Raw genomic sequence first — 16,928 nt, 5'->3', positions numbered from 1 at the left:
AGGCTGCTCCTCAACGGGGCAGCCTTTTTGTTTGCCCGCTTCGTTAGCAAACCGGGTGCGTGCTAGCGAAACGCAAAATCTGGGGGATAACCCCACTGTTTTTAGTTACTTATCCACTTATCCACAGCAAAAACAAGGCTAAATGTGGATAACCAAGCAATTACTTGGGCCACTGCACCTCCATGTCGTCGTTGATGAAGACGCCGAAATTGACGAATTGCAGCTCGCCTTCTTCGAAGTACAGGTCAATCATTGACTTCTCGTAGGAGAGGCGCACGGCGCCTTCTTCCATGGTTTCGATTTCGGGCGTGGGCTGGTTGTGGCGCTGCATGAGGGCCTTCACCTGGTCGATGCTCCGGCCGTAGATGGCCTCGCCGAAGAGGCGCATGTTGGGGTTATCGGTTTCGATGCAGCTCAGGCGGAAGTCGTCTTCGCGGTCGAAGTAGAGGGAGAGGAGGTAGTCTTCCTCGTGGTAGTTCCAGGCTTGGTGCTCGAAGTCGTCGTCGTCGTCGGACTCTTCAATTTCCTCGGGCTCGCCCACCAGGGTGCGCACCTCGTCCATGGTGGCGCCGAAGCGCAACGGGCCCATGCCGGTGCCCAGAATAATTTCGTTTTCCTCGATGCTGGAGGATTGGGGAGTGCTCATGGCGTTGGGGTGAAGGGTAGTAGGCAAAGGTAGGGTTGTAATGATTAGTGGTTAACGGTTAGTGGTTAATGATTGTGCATCTGAGCCATTAATCATTAGCCGTTAACCACTAATCATTATTTGCCATACTTTTCCACAAACGCCTCCTTCTGCCGGATGTATTCCGGGTTGGTCTTGGCCTCGTCCCATTTGCGCTTGAAAATGGCAGCGGCTTCCACCTTGTCCGGGTCGGGGTGCGTGGTGCGGGGCAGCTCGGCGCGGCCGTGGGCGCCGCTCTGGCCCTTTTTGTCGTCGGGCACGGGGCCGGCGTATTTCTTGCCGCCTTTGTGGTTGGCGTAGCGCCGGGCCCGCGTAAAGCCCATTTGAATGAATTTGCGGGCCATGTCGGCGCCCACAAAATCGTGGGCCTTCAAATAGGCCTCAAACAAGCCGTAAATCGTCGCCGACGACTCCCGGGCCGCCGCGGCGTCTTTGAAGCGCCAGTGCGGCAAAATTTCGCCCTTGTAGGGCTGCACCAGCAGCACGCCCTGCTCGCCCCGGCCCACGCGATATAGTTCGGGGTGCTGGCGGAAGTCGACGGTGTGGAAATCGAGGGTATAGTCGAACGGCATTCCAGAGTAGGGGAGGTGTGCCCGGTTTGTACGCAAGCAGTGGAAAACCGGTGGGGGCAGGTGGAAAACCCTTCCCCGGCGAGCCGCCGGAAAACCCTGAGCCGGACTACTTCTTTCTGACCCGACCCAAGCGCTTGTGGCGCGGGCCTACCCTGGAGCTGGGACCAAGCACTTGAAGCGCGTCCTAAACTTTTGAATCAGGACAAAACGCTTGAGTCGCGTTTTCCCCAACCTTAACTTTTTATTAAATTTTTTTCTAAAAAACTCTTTTTGTTTCCACTCATTAGGGACGTTGATAAGTGGATAAGCCGAAAGGGTTATCCCCAGCGGGGAAAACGTGGGGGTAACGTAAGCCTTTTCCACCCACTATCCACCGGCATTGTGGATAATAAATTACTGTTTAACAAACACTTGATTGATTTTTCAACATCTGTCCTGGGTTTCCACATTTTTATTATCCCCGCCTCAATGGGCATGTGGGAAGGGCCGCTGGCACGGAGAAGTTATCCCCGGTTATCCCCGTGGAAAAACCCCTGTGCGGGCCGGGAAACGACCAAAAAAACTTGTGCCCGCTTTATCCCCCGGCTAGCCCAATGTTTCCACTAGGTTATCCCCGAAATTTCCCACAGCGCCAAAACCGTGTGGAAAAGCCCGTGGAAAAACGGTGGATTAGTGCCCGAAATGGCCCTCAGTAACTGGAATCGGACATAAGTTTTCCACGAAACGGGGGACGCAGGCCTTGGAGGGGCATGAAGCTGCCTCCGAACGCCTGCGTAGCGCCAGGGCCGGGCTGAGCGGCCAGTAATTGAAACAGAATCGTTGCTGAGGGTGTGAACGGCCCGGTGAGCCACGCTCCTCCCCTACGCCGTGCAGGCATACCATCCACGCACAAGGGCAATCCCAGGACCTTTCCCAGCCGTTGAGCAACGGCAAACAGCCACAGGGCCCAGTCGAAAGGCATGTGCCGTCTGACCGGGCCCGGTGACCTCAGTTGGGAAACCAGAACGTAGAATTAGAAGCTCAGCGGCTCCTCGATATCGAAGCCAGCGCGCACTTGTTGAGGGCGTGGGTCAATATACACGGGCTCGGCGGGGAGCAGCAGGTTGGGGTCGCCGTCGCGCCAGCGGCCGTCGCCGTCGGCGTCGATGAGCACGCGCAGGCGGTAGGTGCCGGGCGCAATGTCGGAAAACACATAGCGGCCTTTGGGCGACACCAGGCTGGCCACTACCTGGAATTTGTCGTCGAGCAGCTGCAGCTCAAAATTTTTCGCCTTGGTGGTGATGGTGCCCGCAAGGCTGGTGGACACGTCCTGCTGGCTGATGCCAAGGCGCAGGGGTTTGAGGCGCAGGCTCTGGCCGGTGATGGCGGTAATGGCCGTGCTGTCGAGCAGGATGTCGAAGCGGTTTTTGGCCCGGCTGTTGAAGCGTACGATGAGCTGGCTGCGGTCGGCGCTGAGGGTGCCGTCGGCGGGCAGGCGCAGGGGGCGGCGCCGGATGGAGTCTTCCACCAGCGTGCCGAAGGGCTTGCCGGCGGCCACGCGCACGGGCACGGCAAACTGGAAGCGCACCATGCCTTCGGGAAACACGTTGCGCGGCGAGCCTTCCACGGAGTACAGCGGCGGGTTGGCCATTTTGCGGGCCGAAGCGGGTGGCACCGGAAATTTCACGGCCAGCGTGTCGCGGCCCACGTTGCCGGTGCTGTCGGTCATGGTGAGTAGGTAGCGGCCGTCGCCCACGGCGGGCGTTTTGTAGAGCACGAGGCCGCGGCCGCGGTCGGTGAGCTGGGCCGCTTCGGTCACGGCTTCGGCTGAAGCCGTCCCGCCCAAGGGGGCCAGTACAGCCGAGCGCAAACCTTCGTTGAAGCTCAGGCGCACCTGCGTGGGGCTGGGCGTGCGGGTGGTGAGGAGCGGCGGGCGCCGGTCGGGGCGGGTGAAGGCGAGGGAAAGGGGCTGGCCCGTGCTGCCGGCGATGGTAATGGGCGCCGGCAGGTAGGCTATTTTCTCGCCGTCGTCGTAGCGCCCGTTGTTGTTCTTGTCGCCAACGGCGTAAACTTTATACGTCCCGGCCTTCAGAAAGCCGAGGCTGAATTTGCCTTCCTTGTCGGTGAGGGTGGTGTAGTAGGGCCGGCCGCGGCGCACGCCGGCCGTGTCGGCCTCCCGGTAGAGGCCGATGCTGGCCTCGGCCACGGGCCGCAGGGTGAGCACGTCGGTGAGCAGGCCGCTCACCTTGCCCGAATCCAGCACGGCGCCGGTGCTGAAGTTCAGCACGGCGTTTTTGGCGGGCAGGCCTTCGGTGATGTCCACCACGCCGTCGCGGAAGTTGAAGCTGTAGGTGGTGTTCGGGTCCAGGGGCTTGTCGAAGAGCAGCGTGATGGAGTTGCGGTCTTCGCGCAGCTTGTAGGGGTTGTCTTCGGGCAGCTGGGGCGTGATGAGCAGGTTTTTGCTCAGGTCCTTGGTCACGACGGGCTCCGAAAAGTTGAGTCGGATGAACTGCTGGCTCACGTTGCGGGCCGCGCTGTCGGGCGAGCTGCTGATGCGGCGCGGGGGCGTGCGGTCGCGCGGGCCGCCCAGGGGTGGGGCCACGGCGGCGCAGCCATCAAGCAGGGCAACCAGCGCCAGCAAAGCCAGCAGTTCAGCGCGAACGGACATTATACAGAAGCAGCGTGGAAAGCGTGAGAACAACAATGGCCGCCCCAATGCGCCACGCCAACGGACGCGTGACCACATCCGACGGCTCGGCCGGGGCGCTAACGACCGTGACCTGCCGGGCGGTATCCACCACAAAGGTCGGCGCTGGCGTTTTGAGCGAGTCGGACCGCGCCGGCGTGGCGGGCACGGTTTGGGCATGGGCCGTTGGCAGCAACCACGCGGCCAGCACCAGCCCCCTCCCCCACCGGCGCGCCGCCCGCCGCATCAGGCCGCCGGGGTGCGCCGCCCGGCCACGTAGAGCAAGCTCGAATACTGGCCGTCGTGCTGCTCGGCGTATTGGTTCGATTTGTAGCCCGCCTTCAGCACCGTGAGCAAGCCGCCGGCGCGCTCGGCCTTGTGCTTTTCGCTCAGCATGCTCACGTAGTAGGCATCGAGGGGCATGGGCAAGGTGTGACGGATGGCCAGCTTGTGCTTTTTGAGCAGCTGGGCCATGGTTTTGGGCGCAAAGTGGTAAAGGTGGCGCGGCACGTCGTAGGCCGCCCACAGCTCGCGGTAGTGCTGGGCGTCGAGGCTCTCCACGTTGGGCACGGCAATGAGCAGCACGCCGTCGGGCTTCAGCAGGGCCACCAGCTGGGCCAGCGTTTCGTTGAGGGTATGAATGTGCTCGAGCACGTGCCACAACGTAATCGCATCGAACGTGCCGGGCTGAAACTGGGCCAGGCTCTCCTGCCCGATGGGCTGGCCGAGGCGCTGGCTGGCTTCTTCGCGGGCCCGGGCGTTGGGCTCTAGGCCGGCCACCTGCCAGCGGGCGGCCTTGGCCGCCCCCAGGAAGTGACCCGTGCCGCAGCCGTAATCCAGCAGCCGGCCGCGGCGGGGCGCAAACTTGTTCAGCAGCCCCACCTTGCGGCGCATGGTGAAAAAACGGGCCACTTTGTACGCTTGGTTCACGAGGCCCCCGGCGCCGCTGTTGTGCGACACGTAGTCGTCAGATTCATAATAGCGGCCGATGTCGGCCTCCTGCGGCCGGGGATTGGTGAACTGAAAGCCACAGCCCGCGCACTGCACAATGGCAAAGCTTTCGTGGCTCACCGTGCGGTCTTCCACCACCAGCTTGTTGCGAAACTCGGATTTGCCGCACACCGGGCAGCTGTCTAAACGTTCGTAGGACACGGATACTTCTAAATGGCAAAGCCGGCCGCGGGTAGGGCGGCGCGGCAACTTTCATAGCCCGGCAAAGTTCGCAAGATTTTAGGTAGCGCCGTGTAGCGCGGACTTTCAGTCCGCGAGCGAAACCAATCCGACTCGCGGACTGAAAGCCCGCACTACCCACTAACGTCCCAGGTACACCATCAGCACCGACACGTCGGCCGGCGAGATGCCGCTGATGCGCGAGGCCTGCCCGATGGTTTCGGGCTGAATGCGGAGCAGCTTTTCGCGGGCTTCGTGCGAGAGGGCAGGCATGGCGCGGTAGTCCAGCTTGCCCTGAATCACGAAGTTTTCGAGCTCTTGCATGCGTTCGGCCTGCTGCTGCTCTTTCACCAAGTAAGTCTCGTACTTGATGTTGATGATGGCCTGCTCCAGCGCCTCGGCGTCGAAAGCAGCCAAGGCTTCATCGAGTGCGGGCAGGGCGCGGCGCAGGTCGGCCAGCTCCACGTTGGGGCGGCGCAGCAGGTTCACGGCGCGGGTTTTCTCGTGGATTTCGGCCGAGCCCAACTCCACCAGCAGCGGGTTGATATCGGCTGGCTCGATGGAAAACTTCTGGAACAGCGTACCGATTTCGGCGGTTTGCGCCTCCTTCATTCGCACGCGCTCCAGGCGCTCATCCGAAGCCAGGCCCAACTCGTGGCCCAGCGGCGTGAGGCGCAGGTCGGCGTTGTCCTGGCGCAGCAGAATGCGGTGCTCAGCCCGGCTCGTGAACATACGGTAGGGCTCGTCGGTGCCTTTGTTCACCAAGTCATCAATGAGCACGCCGATGTAAGCCTCGCTCCTTTTGAGAACGAACGGCGCCTTGCCGTGCACCTTGTTGTGGGCATTGATACCCGCCATCAGGCCCTGGCAAGCGGCTTCCTCGTAGCCCGTGGTACCATTAATCTGACCCGCGAAATACAGGCCGGCAATCAACTTGGTTTCGAGCGTCAGCGCCAACTGCGTGGGCGGGAAAAAGTCGTACTCAATGGCGTAGCCGGGCCGGAACATCTTGGCGTTCTCGAAGCCCGCAATTTCGCGCAGGGCGCGGTACTGCACGTCCTCGGGCAGCGAGCTGCTGAAGCCGTTGATGTAGCACTCCACGGTGCTCCACCCCTCGGGCTCCACGAAAATCTGGTGGCGGTCCTTGTCGGCGAAGCGGTTGATTTTGTCTTCCACGCTGGGGCAGTAGCGCGGCCCCAGGCCCTTGATGCGGCCCTGGAACATGGGCGACTTCTCGAAACCCTCGCGCAGGATGTCGTGCACCCGCTCGTTGGTGTAGGTGATGTAGCAGGGGCGCTGCTGCGTGAGGCGCGGCGTGTCGAGGTAGGAGAATTTGCTGGGCACCTCGTCGCCGCCCTGCGCTTCCATTTTGGAGTAGTCGAGGCTGCGGCCATCCACACGGGGCGGGGTGCCGGTTTTCATACGCCCGGCTTCAAACCCCAGCTCCAGCAACTGCTCGGTGATGCCGCGACTGCCTTTCTCGGCTGCCCGGCCACCCCCAAAATTCTTCTCGCCGATGTGGATGAGGCCGTTCAGGAAAGTGCCGTTGGTCAGTACCACCGACTTGCCCCGGAACTCGATGCCGAGCTGGGTTTTCACGCCCACCACCGTGTCGTTTTCCACCACGATGCCGGTCACGGCTTCCTGCCAGAAGTCCACGTTGGCGATGCCTTCCAGGGTCAGGCGCCAGGCTTCGGCGAAGCGCATGCGGTCGCTCTGCGCGCGCGGGCTCCACATGGCGGGGCCTTTCGAGCGGTTCAGCATCCGAAACTGAATCATGGTCTGGTCGGTGATGATGCCCGACTGGCCGCCCAGCGCGTCGATTTCACGCACAATCTGGCCCTTGGCCACGCCGCCCATGGCCGGGTTGCACGACATCTGGGCGATGGTGTTCATGTTCATCGTCACCAGCAGCACTTTCGAGCCAAGGTTGGCGGCGGCGGCCGCGGCCTCGCAGCCGGCGTGGCCCGCGCCCACTACAATGACGTCGTATTCGGAAGTTTGAAACATAATCGGGAGTAGAACCTCCTTGCGCAGGTTCAGAATAAGGCACCACGCCAACCGGCGATAAGTAACGTGCAACGCCAAACGGCCCGTCCGGCGTTCCGGCGTTGAGAATTACAAAATTACGCAATCAACCACCCACCGCCAGTTTCACGTGAAACGGCTTGTGAATTTCGGAATTCGGATGTAGGGCGGCCCCGACTCTACACCGTGAGGCCGCCCAGTTCTTCGGGCAGCCAGTCGGCCAGCAGCTCAGCGGAATGCTCGGCTACTACGTCCCAAGAAAACGGCACCCAGAGGCCCCGCACGCTGTCGAACACTTCGGTAGCCGCCGGGCAGGCGAATAGTTTATAGTCGAACTTCGGGTAACCGTGCACCAGATAGCCCGGGTAGTAATAGTCGAGGTGCTGGCGGCGGGCGTGGTCGGTTTTAAGCAGCAGCAAATACTTGCCGAGGCTGAACTTGCGGTAAGCGGGGTCGTAAAAATTGAGGATGCCGGCCAGGGTACGCTCGCCCCGGTCGAACACGCCGGCGGCTATCAGGCGCTCGCCGTCGCGTAGCTCGATGACCTGGGTGTTGAACACGTTGTGGGCCTCTCCGCCCATCAGCACGGCCTCAATGGTGGGCGCGGCGTCGAAGGTGATGGAGGCGCGGTAGCGGGCGTACAGCTCCTCGTACTCCTCGGTGATGCGAAAAGGGCGAATGGTGGCGGCGAAGCGGGAATTGCGGCGCAGCAGGGCCCGCTGCTCCGGGCCCCAGGCTATGCGGCCCAGTGCCAGGCGCAGCCAGTGGGCCGTGTAGAGCTTGCCGCTAAAGGGCACGAAGTGGCAGGTAAAAAGCTCCTGCTGCATCCGGTAGTAACCTTGGGCAAGGTAAAAATCCAGGGCATCGCCGCGGATGATGGGTTGCGCAGATGAGGAGGCGGACATAGAAGGGGCAGGCAGCAGAAACGCAAAAAGAACGGAGACGGGCAAGGACGCATACATGCCAAACGCCCGCTTGAGGCGGGCGTCGGGTGGTAATAGTCTGCAAACAGCGAAAGCGCTAAAAAGTGCGCAGCGAGAGGCAGTCGTCCTCTTTTTTGCGCATGGCCGTCTGGCTCAGCAGGTCTTTGTCGTGGTAGCCGAGCAGGTGCAGCACGCCGTGAATCATGACGCGGTGCAGCTCGTCGCGGAAGCTTACACCCAGGTCGTGGGCGTTGTCGCGCACGCGCTCCACGCTGATGAAGATGTCGCCTTCCAGAATGTCGGCGTTGTCCGAGTTATCGAAGGTGATGACGTCGGTCAGCGTGTCGTGGTCGAGGTATTCGACGTTGAGCTGGTGCAGGTAGTCATCGGAACAGAAAATGTACGTCAACTGTACGATGCGGTGCTCGTGCACGGCGGCCACGCGCTCAATCCAGCCAATGAGTTCTTCGGCGTCGGCGAGCTCGAATTCGGGCACGTCCTCCACCATGAATTCGATGCCCGGGGCTTCGTGGTGCAGCTCGCCGGGGGGAAAGTTGTCGTGGTGGGGCGGCCCCACCGGCGGGTGACTCATCATGCGGCAAACGGCGGCTTTAGGCGGCGACGTGGTCGGCGGTCGGGGTTTCGTCGGCGGGGGCGGGCGTGAGCTGGAAGGTGAGCTGCACGCGGCGGCCCTCCTTGCTGAACTCTACCTCGTCGGCCAGGTGGCGGATGAGGAAGATGCCGCGGCCCCCCGGGTTTTCGAGGTTTTCCGGTGCCGTCGGGTCGTCGAGGTTGTCGTAATTGAAGCCCGCGCCCTCGTCCTCAATCTCAAATTTGAGCTGCTGAGGCTCCACGTAGAGCGACAGGTAAACGTTTTTGTCCTTGTCGAACTTGTTGCCGTGGCGAATGGCGTTGTTCACCGCTTCGGTCACGGCCACCATGATGTTGCCGTAGATATCGTCCTCAATCTGAAAGGTATCCTTGGAGTTGTCAATGAAACTCTCGACCACGCGGATATTTTCAACGAGCGACGGAATCTGAATTTTTACCTGCTTCATAAGGCGGTTTGATAGGTAGGGCGGCAGCGGGTTAGGGGCGGCAAAAATAGTCTTTTAAACGGCAAAGCGCCACAACAATTTCTGCCGCTGTCCGGGGGGGCGGTTTAAGCAGAACACTAAACACTTAACGAAACGACAGCCGGTTTGGATGGAGGCCGTCGGCCGCCTACTTGATTTTTTGAAAATACTCCCCCACTTCGCGCTGGTAGTACGGGGTGAGGTTCGGGGGAGTACTACGTAGGATTTCGGTCTGGCGTTCCTTGCTAACCTTGTATTTGTCAAAAGCTGCCGGAAAAACCGGGGGTTTATACTGAGCCGCCTGGGCTTCGCGCTTGGTGTCCTGGTCGCGCTCGCGCGCCGATTTTTCTACTTCCAGCAGGCGGGTCAGGATTTGCTGCTGGCGCATGATGGTTTCCTCGGAAAGGCGCTTGTTCACGAGGTCGGTTTCGGTTTGCTCCATCATTTTCTTGATGTCGCCGGTGCCGCCCCCGCCCTCTTCGCCTTTGCCGTCCTTGCCGTTGGCGCCGCCTTCCTTCCCTTCTTTGGTGCCTTCCTTGCCGTCTTTGCCGTCGCCGGCCTGGCCCTGGCCGGCTTTGCCGCCGGGCTTGCCCTGGCCCTGTTGCAGCTTGTCGAGCTGCTGCATGGCCTGGCGCAGCATCTGCTGCTGGGCGGCCAGCTTGGCCAACTCTTCCGACATCTGCCGGCCCTGCTTGCCGCTCTGCGAGAGCTTCTGAATCTGCTCGTTGAGCTGCTGTTGCATCTTGCCCATGTTGCCGGGACCGGGCTTGCTGCCCTGGCCCTGTCCTTTGCCCTTGCCCTTTTTCTTGCCGGGCTTGCCCTGGCCGTCCTGGGGCTGGCCTTTGCCAGCCTGCTGCTCCTGCTGCATCTGGTCGAGAGAGCCTTGCAGCATCAGGGCCAGGTTGTTCATGCTGGTCATGGCCTGCTGCTGGGTGGCGGTGGCGCGGCCGGGGTCGCGCTGCTGGATGTGGGTGAGCGACTCGTCCATGCGGCCGTTCATCTCGCCCACCTCGCGGGTCACAAAGCTCTGAATTTTAGGCTCCTTCTTGGCCAGCGCGTACAGCGAATCCTGAATAATCTTGGCGTCGTCGCGCAGCTTGCGCTGGGTCTGGCCCAGCTGCACGAAGCGCGGGTCGGATTGGTCGACTTTGCGGAAATCCTTCATCAGGTTTTCCTGGTCGAAGCTGAGGGTGAGCAGGTTTTCGAGGATGTCGCGCAGGTCGTCGATGTTCTGCTGGGCCTGGTCACTTTCTTCCTCGCTCATCTGGTCGCGCATTTTCTGCGCCATTTTCTTCATGCGCTGGGCGGCGCTTTTCTGCTTAGCGGCGGCTTTCGAGTTCTGGTTTTTGCCAAGCTGTTGCTGGCTTTCCTGCATGTCCTGGTCAGTCTGCTCCTGGTCGGGCTTCTGCTCGTCCATGCCGTTCTGGTCGCCCAGTTCCTTGTCCATCTGCTTCAGCTCCTGCAGCTCCTTTTTCAGGTCCTCAAACTCCTTTTGGTTCTCGGCCTGCTGCTGCTTCAGCTGCTCCTGCTGAGCCTTTTGCTCTTGGTTCGAAAGTTTGTTGTCGGGGTTTTCCTTGTCGTTCTGCTGGGTTTTCTCGGCCAGCTTTTCCTCGTCCTTGGCCAGCTCGTCGAGCTTGTTGGCGGTTTCCTCCACCTTCTGCTCCAGCTGCATCTGCTTGAACATTTCGAGCGCGCGGTCGAGCTCCTTCTGCAAGGTGTCTTCCTTGTTTTCGAGCTGCTGCAGCAGCTTCTGCATCTCGGCGTCGGGCTGCTTTTGCTCTTCCAGCAGCTTTTTCAGCTTGTCGTAGAGCTTTTTGGTTTCGGGGTCGAGCAGGTCGGCCATCAGCTTTTTCAGCTCCTCGGCCTTCTTGGCCAATTCCTCGCTTTTGGGGTTGAGCTGGTCCTGCTTCTGCTGCAGCTGTTCAAACATCTTCTGCATCTGCTCCATCTGCTGGTTCATCTGGTTCTTTTGTTCCAGCATGTTTTCCAGCTGCTTCCGGTCCTGGAAGCTCAGGTCGCGCTTGGTTTTGAGCTTGTCTTGGGTTTTGGCCAGCTCGCGCTCCAGCTTTTCACTTTGCTTGGCGGCCTGGCTCATTTGGCTGGCCACCGATTCGGCCTGGGCGTTCAGCTCCTGGCGCATCTCGCGCCGGCCGGGCAGGCGGAATTCCGCCGGACGGGTGCGCGTGGCCTTGGGGCCGTGCACGCCGTCGTTGTCCCAGGCTTCCACGTAGTATTCCAGCCGGTCGCCGGGGCGCAGGTTCAGCGGGTTCAGGTTCCAGGTGTGGGCGTAGGTACCTGAGCTTTCGCGCGGCAGCGCCAGCGCTACGGTTCCTTGGCGGCTGGGCGCCGCATTGGGTCCTTGGCCCTCCCGGCGCAGCGCGTAGTGCAGCGCTAGCCGCGTCAGGCCGTAGTCGTCGCGCACGGTGCCGCCCAGCGCCAGGTAGCGCCGCGTCACCGTATCGGCAAATGCTTCCAGCGTGAGCGTGGGCGCCAAGTCCGGCACCGCCGTAAGCTGGTAGGAAATGGGGTCGCGGTTCAGGCTGGCCGGGTTCTTCAGGCGCAGTAGGTAGGGCTGCGAGCGCAGCACCCGCCGCTCGGCCACGAAGGTGCCGTCGTCGCCGGTGGCGGCCAGCGTCTCGTCCGGGTTTTGGAATACCAGCGCCAGCTCATCAGTAGCGGCCGTGGCAAATTCCCAGCGCACTGTGCTGCCTTCCGGCACCGTCAGATTGCCGCCGTTTTCGATGGTTTCGGCCGCTTTGCCGGTGTAAGTCGGGTAGGTGATGTTGACTTTGAAATCGCGCAGATTAGGCCGTTCCAGCACCGTCAACTCGTACTCCTGGGAGGCAAAGCCGGCGCCTTTGAGCTGAAAAGTCACGTCGCCCTGTGGCTGCTCAAATGTGTAGCGGAACTGGTCGCCGTGCCCGGCCACCTTGCTCAGGCGCCGCTCGCCGTTGTTGTAGGCAATGCTCACATCGGCCGGCAACGCCGAACCGGCCACCGCCACGTTCAGCGTAAAATCCTCGCCCCGAAACGCCGTCAGCTTGGGGTTTTTAATCAAAAACTGAAACGGCGCCGGCGGCGAATATGCCCGCTTGTAGTGCCAGATGCGCTCGGTGCCCTGCACCAGAAAACTGGGGTAAAACGCCAGCAGCAGCAGCAACACCGCCACGGGCACAGCGGTGTATTTCCACAGCGGCCGGCTCTGTTGCTTGATGTCGATGCCTTTGGCAAAGGAAATGTCGCCCATCTGGGCGGCGCGCTGCTCCAGGCTGGCGGCGATGAGGGCGTTGTCGCGGGCTTGGCCTTGCAGCTGCAGGGCATTCAGCAGGCGGTCCTGCACGTCGGGAAACAACTCCCCTACCCTGCGGGCCGCTTGCTCGTCGCTCAGCAGCCGGCGCAGGTTGGTGAGGGCGGCCAATGGCGTCCAAATCCAGCGCGCGAAGCTGTAAATCGTGAGGCCGATGAACCCAAACAGCAGCCCTGCCCGCACCGCCGTGGGCAGGTACAGGAAGTATTCGAGCCCGTTGAACGCCACGAAAAACGTGAGCAGCAGCCCGCCGGCCACCAGCAGCCCGCGCACCAGCAGGTTCAGGTAAAACTTGCGCTTGAAGGCTTCCAGCTCCGTCCGCACCCGCGCCAACGCGGGGTACTCGGCCGCTGCAGCGCCGCGCTCCATCAGCATCGCCATAAATCAGTTCTAATTCAGGAAAGATACATCAGGACGCGGCGCTTGGTTCGAGAATGTAGCGCGGACTCGCAGAGTCCGCGCTACATTACCTCCACCCAGGCCGGGCAATGGTCGGAATGCACCACGTCGGGCAACAGACCCGCGCCGGCCAAACGGGGTTGCAGGGCCGCATCGGCCAGCCAGTGGTCGAGTCGCCAGCCCACGTTCCGCTTCCGTGAGCCGGCCCGGTAGCTCCACCACGAATAGTGCCCCACGGCCTCGCCGTGGTGGTGCCGGAAGGTGTCCACCAGTCCATCGGCCAGAAAATCCCGGAACCACTGCCGCTCCTCGGGGGTGTAGCCGGGGCTGTTCTGGTTGGCCTTGGGGTTGTGCAGGTCGATGGGCGTTTGGCAGCAGTTGAAGTCGCCGCCGATGAGCAGCGGCGGGGTGCTGCCGTCGGCTCGCAGCCGGGCCACGTAGTCGCGGAAAAAGTGCAGCCATTCCACTTTGAAGGCCTGTCGCTCCGGCCCGCTCGTGCCCGAAGGCATGTAGGTGTTCAGCACCGACACGTCCGCAAAATCCAGCCGCAGCACCCGGCCTTCGTCGTCGTAGCAGCTTTGGCCGCAGCCGTGGATGACGGCTTTCGGCGCCACTTTCGTGAACGTGGCCACGCCACTGTAGCCCGGCTTTTGGGCCGGGTGCAGGTAGGCCGTGTAGCCCAGCGCCTCAAAGCCCGAAACGTCCATGGGCTCGCGGCTGGCTTTTATTTCCTGCAAGCACAGCACGTCGGGCGCAGCTTCGGCCACCCATTCCAGCAGGCCTTTGCTCACCGCCGAACGCAGGCCGTTGACGTTATACGAGACGATTTTCATTAGTTGGTTGCTAGCGAGAATGATGAACGTCATGCTGAGCTGGCCGAAGCATCTCTTCCGCACAACTAATCATCAGAAATAGTATTGCGGTAGAGATGCTTTGACTGCGCTCAGCATGACGGTCTATTGGGTTATAGGTCGTCGCCCGGGTCCAGCGCGAAATACTCCAGCACGTGCCATTTCAGCATGCGCTCCTGCTCCTTGAGGTTGGCAAATGGCACGGGGCGCAGCAGCTTGTAGTGCGGCCAGCCGTCCTCGTCCACGCGCTCCAGCTCGTAGTGCCCGCTCAGGCTGAAGAGCCGGCAGGTGGCAATGTGCATCAGGTCCTGCTTCTGCTCTTTGGTGAAGGTGGTGATGCCCTGGTTCAACTCCTGAATGCCGATGAGCAGCAGCAGCGCGTTCAAATCAGGCCGCTTGCCGAAACGCTCCTGCATCTCCAGCATCAGGGTTTCCCAGCGGGCCTCGAAGTCTTCTTCGGCTTCGTGGGTTGGGGCGGGGTTCAGGTCCTCGCTCATGCGGCGGGCTCGCTGCCGTGCGCGGCTTTGTGGGCGGCCAAGTCGGCCTGCTCGTCGGCTCGCGCCCCGCTGCCGGCTTCCGATTTCAAAATTTCCCAGTACTCCACCGCGCGGCGGAAGTGCGGAATCACGATGCTGCCGCCGATGATGTTGGCAATGGCAAAGACTTCGTAAATCTCCTCGTCGGTGAGCTTTTCCTCGAAGCATTTGCCCACGTGGTACTTAATGCAGTCGTCGCAGCGCAGCACCATGGAGCAGGCCAGGCCCAGCATTTCCTTGGTTTTGACGTCGAGCGCGCCGGCCGCGTAGGTGTTGGTGTCGAGGTTGAAAAACCGCTTGATGACCTTGTTGTCGGCCGCCAGGATGGTGGCGTTCATCCGCTGGCGGTACTCGTTGAATTCGGTGACTTGGGACATTCGAGTGATGTGCTAATTTTTTGATTGGCTGAGTTGCTGGCTATTGTGAGCCATTCAGCGTAGCTTGGGAGCCGTGGCACGAAACAGCCAAAGCGCCCGGTACTGGCATGAGTGACCAGAACGTACAAAGAACGGCCTTTCGTGCCAATCCCCGTAGAATGGCGGCCTTTCCCTATTCAGCCAAAAGCACATCAGCACATCTACCAATCAGCAAATCAATGTATGCTGCGCGCCCTGTGGAATGATTTCGTCGGCCTCATCTACCCGCGCCTGTGCTTGGCCTGCCAGGAGCCGCTGGTGAGCGGTGAAAACCACCTCTGCACCGGCTGCCGGGCCGAACTGCCCTACACCGATTTCCACCTGCTGCCGCCCGACCAAAACCCCATCGGCCGGCGCTTTTGGGGCAAGCTGCCCATCCGCCACGCCCTGAGCTACCTGCGTTTCGTGCGCCACGGCCGGGTGCAGCACCTGCTCCACGAGCTCAAGTACCAAGGCCAGCGCGACGTGGGCACGGCCCTCGGCCAGCTCTACGGCGCCGAGCTGCACGCCGCCGGCCTGGCAGCCGATTTCGACCTCATCATACCCGTGCCCCTGCACCCCAAGAAGCTGGCGAAGCGCGGCTACAACCAGGCCGCCGCCTTCGCCACGGGCTTGTCCAACGGCCTGAAAGTGCCCGCAGGTATCACCACCCTCCGCCGCAATACCAACACCAAAACCCAAACCAAAAAGAACCGCGCCCAGCGCTGGGAAAACGTGGCCACGGTGTTTGAAGTGGACGACCCGGCCGCCATCATTGGCCGCCGCATCTTGGTTGTCGACGACGTGCTGACCACCGGCGCCACCCTCGAAGCCTGCGGCGCCGTGCTGCTGGCAGCCGGCGCGGCTGAGGTCAGCATTGCCACCATTGCTTGCGCCGACCGGTAAATGAAACCCAGCGAAACCGTGTCAACAAAAAAAGGCCGCTCCTGAATCAGGAGCGGCCTTTTTGCTTGTCGAGCGAAAGCTTACTTGTTCGAGCCAGCGTTAATCATGGCGCAACGGAAACCGATGGTTGCCGTCGACGAGTCTTCGGCCATGAAGCGGCGGGTGCCGGGCGAGAGCCAGTAGGCCACATCGCGCCACGAACCGCCTTTGTACACGCGCACGTGGTCGTCAATCAAGGACTGGTAGCCTTTCTTGTCGTACTTCTCGGCGGGGTCACCCACGCCGTTGCGGCGGAAGGGGTTCAGGTCCTCTACGTCCTGGAACGACAGGGGGCGGTACACGTCCTGCACCCACTCGTTCACGTTGCCGGCCATGTTATACAGGCCGTAGTCGTTCGGCGGGTAGGAGTAGATGTATTCCGTAATCATGGCGCCGTCGTTCAGGCTCCCGGCAATACCGGCGTAGTCGCCGCGGCCGCGCTTGAAGTTGGCCAGGAACTGACCCTGCTTCTTGCCGTAAGCATTGCGGGTCGATTTGCCATCCCAAGGATAAATGCGCTTCTCTTCCTGGTTTTCGTTGCCCACTTCCTGGGTACCCACGAGAGCCTGCGCGGCGTATTCCCACTCGGCCTCGGTGGGGAGGCGGTAGTTGGGCAGCGTGTTGCCGTTCTCGATTGAGGTGCTGTTTTTGCCGGTGGCCAGGGCCCCTGCTGCGCCAGCGGTACCTTCGGCACCGGCCGCGGCGCCTTCGCCGGTGGCTTTGTCTTTCTTCTTGCCGAAGAGGCCTTTGCCACCGCCGGGCTTGCTTTCGCCGCCAGCCGCGAGGCGCTCGTTCACCTTGGAGGTACGCCAGGTGCAATAGTCATCGGCCTGCAGCCAGCTCACGCCCACCACGGGGAAGTAGCGGAAACCGGGGTAGCGCAGGTAATAGGTTACGTAGGGGTCGTTAAACGACAGGTCGCGGGCCCACACCGTGGTATCAGGCAGGGCCGAGCGGTAAAACTCCTCCGCTGAGTCGGCACGGATGAAGTGCAGGTATTCGAGCCAGTGAATGTTGGCCACTTCGGCTTCGTCCATGTAGAACGAGGCGATGGTTACCGTGCGCTCGATGTTATCGTGGGTCTGGGTTACGTCCTCTTCCTGCGAGCCCAGCACCGTGCGGCCGCCTTCAATGAACACTAGGCCGGGGCCTTCAGGGATTTTCTTGAAGTTGGCGACGGCCATGCCTTTCTCCGTATTATATTCAATACCCGTCGTAGAAGAATATTTGCCCGGCTTTTGGGCCGTGGGCGGGCCTTTCTTGCCGCAGCTCGCCAAGACTACCAGGCCAAGCACGGATAGGCGTAGATAATTGGTTAATTTCATAACAAAGTTAAAATGAGTATGGGGCTGAGGAGTTATCTAAGGCAATTAGGA

The 16,928-nt window shown here is 61.4% G+C and carries 15 protein-coding genes; 1 reads left to right on the top strand and 14 read right to left on the bottom strand.

The features are described 5' to 3' along the window. Window positions 1-160: 160 nt before the first annotated feature. The 13 genes from JAO73_RS00735 to JAO73_RS00675 form a co-directional block, all read right to left on the bottom strand. On the bottom strand, window positions 161-646 hold the full coding sequence (locus tag JAO73_RS00735) for a hypothetical protein (protein ID WP_233168618.1): 486 nt from the start codon (window positions 644-646) through the stop codon (window positions 161-163). A gap of 116 nt (window positions 647-762) precedes the next feature. After that, a complete protein-coding gene (locus JAO73_RS00730) occupies window positions 763-1,257 on the bottom strand; it encodes a DUF4385 domain-containing protein (RefSeq protein WP_198975271.1) in 495 nt (164 codons plus the stop codon). A gap of 1,012 nt (window positions 1,258-2,269) precedes the next feature. Continuing rightward, complete coding sequence (locus tag JAO73_RS00725; protein WP_198975270.1) at window positions 2,270-3,904, bottom strand: Ig-like domain-containing protein; 1,635 nt, start codon at window positions 3,902-3,904, stop codon at window positions 2,270-2,272. Continuing rightward, the gene (locus JAO73_RS00720; protein WP_198975269.1) at window positions 3,888-4,091 is read right to left on the bottom strand and encodes a hypothetical protein; all 204 of its coding nucleotides are present in this window, start codon (window positions 4,089-4,091) and stop codon (window positions 3,888-3,890) included. Before JAO73_RS00720 ends, JAO73_RS00725 begins: the two co-directional genes overlap by 17 nt. 77 nt (window positions 4,092-4,168) lie before the next feature. Further along, a complete protein-coding gene (locus JAO73_RS00715) occupies window positions 4,169-5,074 on the bottom strand; it encodes a class I SAM-dependent methyltransferase (protein ID WP_198975268.1) in 906 nt (301 codons plus the stop codon). Window positions 5,075-5,233: 159 nt separating this feature from the next. Next, window positions 5,234-7,102 (bottom strand): tRNA uridine-5-carboxymethylaminomethyl(34) synthesis enzyme MnmG, encoded by a 1,869-nt coding sequence (gene mnmG / locus JAO73_RS00710; RefSeq protein WP_198975267.1) that lies wholly within the window; start codon window positions 7,100-7,102, stop codon window positions 5,234-5,236. 197 nt (window positions 7,103-7,299) lie between these two features. Further along, window positions 7,300-8,025, bottom strand: coding sequence for a GNAT family N-acetyltransferase (locus JAO73_RS00705; RefSeq protein WP_233168617.1), 726 nt, complete (start codon window positions 8,023-8,025; stop codon window positions 7,300-7,302). Between the two features lie 115 nt (window positions 8,026-8,140). Then, window positions 8,141-8,638 carry an rRNA maturation RNase YbeY gene (gene ybeY, locus JAO73_RS00700; RefSeq protein WP_317191181.1) on the bottom strand — a complete coding sequence of 166 codons (498 nt, stop codon included), beginning with the start codon at window positions 8,636-8,638 and terminating at the stop codon, window positions 8,141-8,143. 16 nt (window positions 8,639-8,654) lie between these two features. Then, window positions 8,655-9,101, bottom strand: a complete 447-nt coding sequence (locus JAO73_RS00695) for an ATP-binding protein (RefSeq protein WP_190926268.1) — start codon at window positions 9,099-9,101, stop codon at window positions 8,655-8,657. 166 nt (window positions 9,102-9,267) lie between these two features. After that, complete coding sequence (locus tag JAO73_RS00690; RefSeq protein ID WP_233168616.1) at window positions 9,268-12,807, bottom strand: DUF4175 family protein; 3,540 nt, start codon at window positions 12,805-12,807, stop codon at window positions 9,268-9,270. 80 nt (window positions 12,808-12,887) lie between these two features. Continuing rightward, window positions 12,888-13,691 carry an exodeoxyribonuclease III gene (locus tag JAO73_RS00685; protein WP_317191180.1) on the bottom strand — a complete coding sequence of 268 codons (804 nt, stop codon included), beginning with the start codon at window positions 13,689-13,691 and terminating at the stop codon, window positions 12,888-12,890. Between the two features lie 98 nt (window positions 13,692-13,789). Further along, window positions 13,790-14,173 (bottom strand): hypothetical protein, encoded by a 384-nt coding sequence (locus JAO73_RS00680; RefSeq protein ID WP_190926264.1) that lies wholly within the window; start codon window positions 14,171-14,173, stop codon window positions 13,790-13,792. Then, window positions 14,170-14,589, bottom strand: coding sequence for a carboxymuconolactone decarboxylase family protein (locus JAO73_RS00675; RefSeq protein WP_198975266.1), 420 nt, complete (start codon window positions 14,587-14,589; stop codon window positions 14,170-14,172). The genes JAO73_RS00680 and JAO73_RS00675 overlap by 4 nt, the downstream gene beginning before the upstream one ends. Window positions 14,590-14,811: 222 nt before the next feature. On the opposite strand from JAO73_RS00675, the gene JAO73_RS00670 reads away from it, so the two are divergent. After that, the gene (locus JAO73_RS00670; protein WP_198975265.1) at window positions 14,812-15,513 is read left to right on the top strand and encodes a ComF family protein; all 702 of its coding nucleotides are present in this window, start codon (window positions 14,812-14,814) and stop codon (window positions 15,511-15,513) included. 80 nt (window positions 15,514-15,593) lie between these two features. Here JAO73_RS00670 and JAO73_RS00665 read toward each other — a convergent pair whose 3' ends face one another. Then, window positions 15,594-16,877, bottom strand: coding sequence for an SUMF1/EgtB/PvdO family nonheme iron enzyme (locus JAO73_RS00665; RefSeq protein WP_198975264.1), 1,284 nt, complete (start codon window positions 16,875-16,877; stop codon window positions 15,594-15,596). Window positions 16,878-16,928: the final 51 nt, after the last annotated feature.

It is taken from the genome of Hymenobacter miniatus (assembly GCF_016427455.1).
Taxonomy (GTDB): domain Bacteria; phylum Bacteroidota; class Bacteroidia; order Cytophagales; family Hymenobacteraceae; genus Hymenobacter; species Hymenobacter armeniacus.
The sequence above is the reverse complement of the archived record's forward strand: the minus strand, read 5'-3'. Positions and strand labels throughout refer to the sequence as shown.

What these genes read in the sequence shown, in the direction of transcription:
- JAO73_RS00665 (WP_198975264.1), bottom strand. Translation starts at nt 16,877, where the DNA reads ATGAAATTAACCAATTATCTACGCCTATCCGTGCTTGGCCTGGTAGTC.
- JAO73_RS00695 (WP_190926268.1), bottom strand. Translation starts at nt 9,101, where the DNA reads ATGAAGCAGGTAAAAATTCAGATTCCGTCGCTCGTTGAAAATATCCGC.
- JAO73_RS00730 (WP_198975271.1), bottom strand. Translation starts at nt 1,257, where the DNA reads ATGCCGTTCGACTATACCCTCGATTTCCACACCGTCGACTTCCGCCAG.
- JAO73_RS00680 (WP_190926264.1), bottom strand. Translation starts at nt 14,173, where the DNA reads ATGAGCGAGGACCTGAACCCCGCCCCAACCCACGAAGCCGAAGAAGAC.
- JAO73_RS00685 (WP_317191180.1), bottom strand. Translation starts at nt 13,691, where the DNA reads ATGACGTTCATCATTCTCGCTAGCAACCAACTAATGAAAATCGTCTCG.
- JAO73_RS00675 (WP_198975266.1), bottom strand. Translation starts at nt 14,589, where the DNA reads ATGTCCCAAGTCACCGAATTCAACGAGTACCGCCAGCGGATGAACGCC.
- JAO73_RS00705 (WP_233168617.1), bottom strand. Translation starts at nt 8,025, where the DNA reads ATGTCCGCCTCCTCATCTGCGCAACCCATCATCCGCGGCGATGCCCTG.
- JAO73_RS00690 (WP_233168616.1), bottom strand. Translation starts at nt 12,807, where the DNA reads ATGGCGATGCTGATGGAGCGCGGCGCTGCAGCGGCCGAGTACCCCGCG.
- JAO73_RS00670 (WP_198975265.1), top strand. Translation starts at nt 14,812, where the DNA reads ATGCTGCGCGCCCTGTGGAATGATTTCGTCGGCCTCATCTACCCGCGC.
- JAO73_RS00725 (WP_198975270.1), bottom strand. Translation starts at nt 3,904, where the DNA reads ATGTCCGTTCGCGCTGAACTGCTGGCTTTGCTGGCGCTGGTTGCCCTG.
- JAO73_RS00735 (WP_233168618.1), bottom strand. Translation starts at nt 646, where the DNA reads ATGAGCACTCCCCAATCCTCCAGCATCGAGGAAAACGAAATTATTCTG.
- mnmG (WP_198975267.1), bottom strand. Translation starts at nt 7,102, where the DNA reads ATGTTTCAAACTTCCGAATACGACGTCATTGTAGTGGGCGCGGGCCAC.
- ybeY (WP_317191181.1), bottom strand. Translation starts at nt 8,638, where the DNA reads ATGATGAGTCACCCGCCGGTGGGGCCGCCCCACCACGACAACTTTCCC.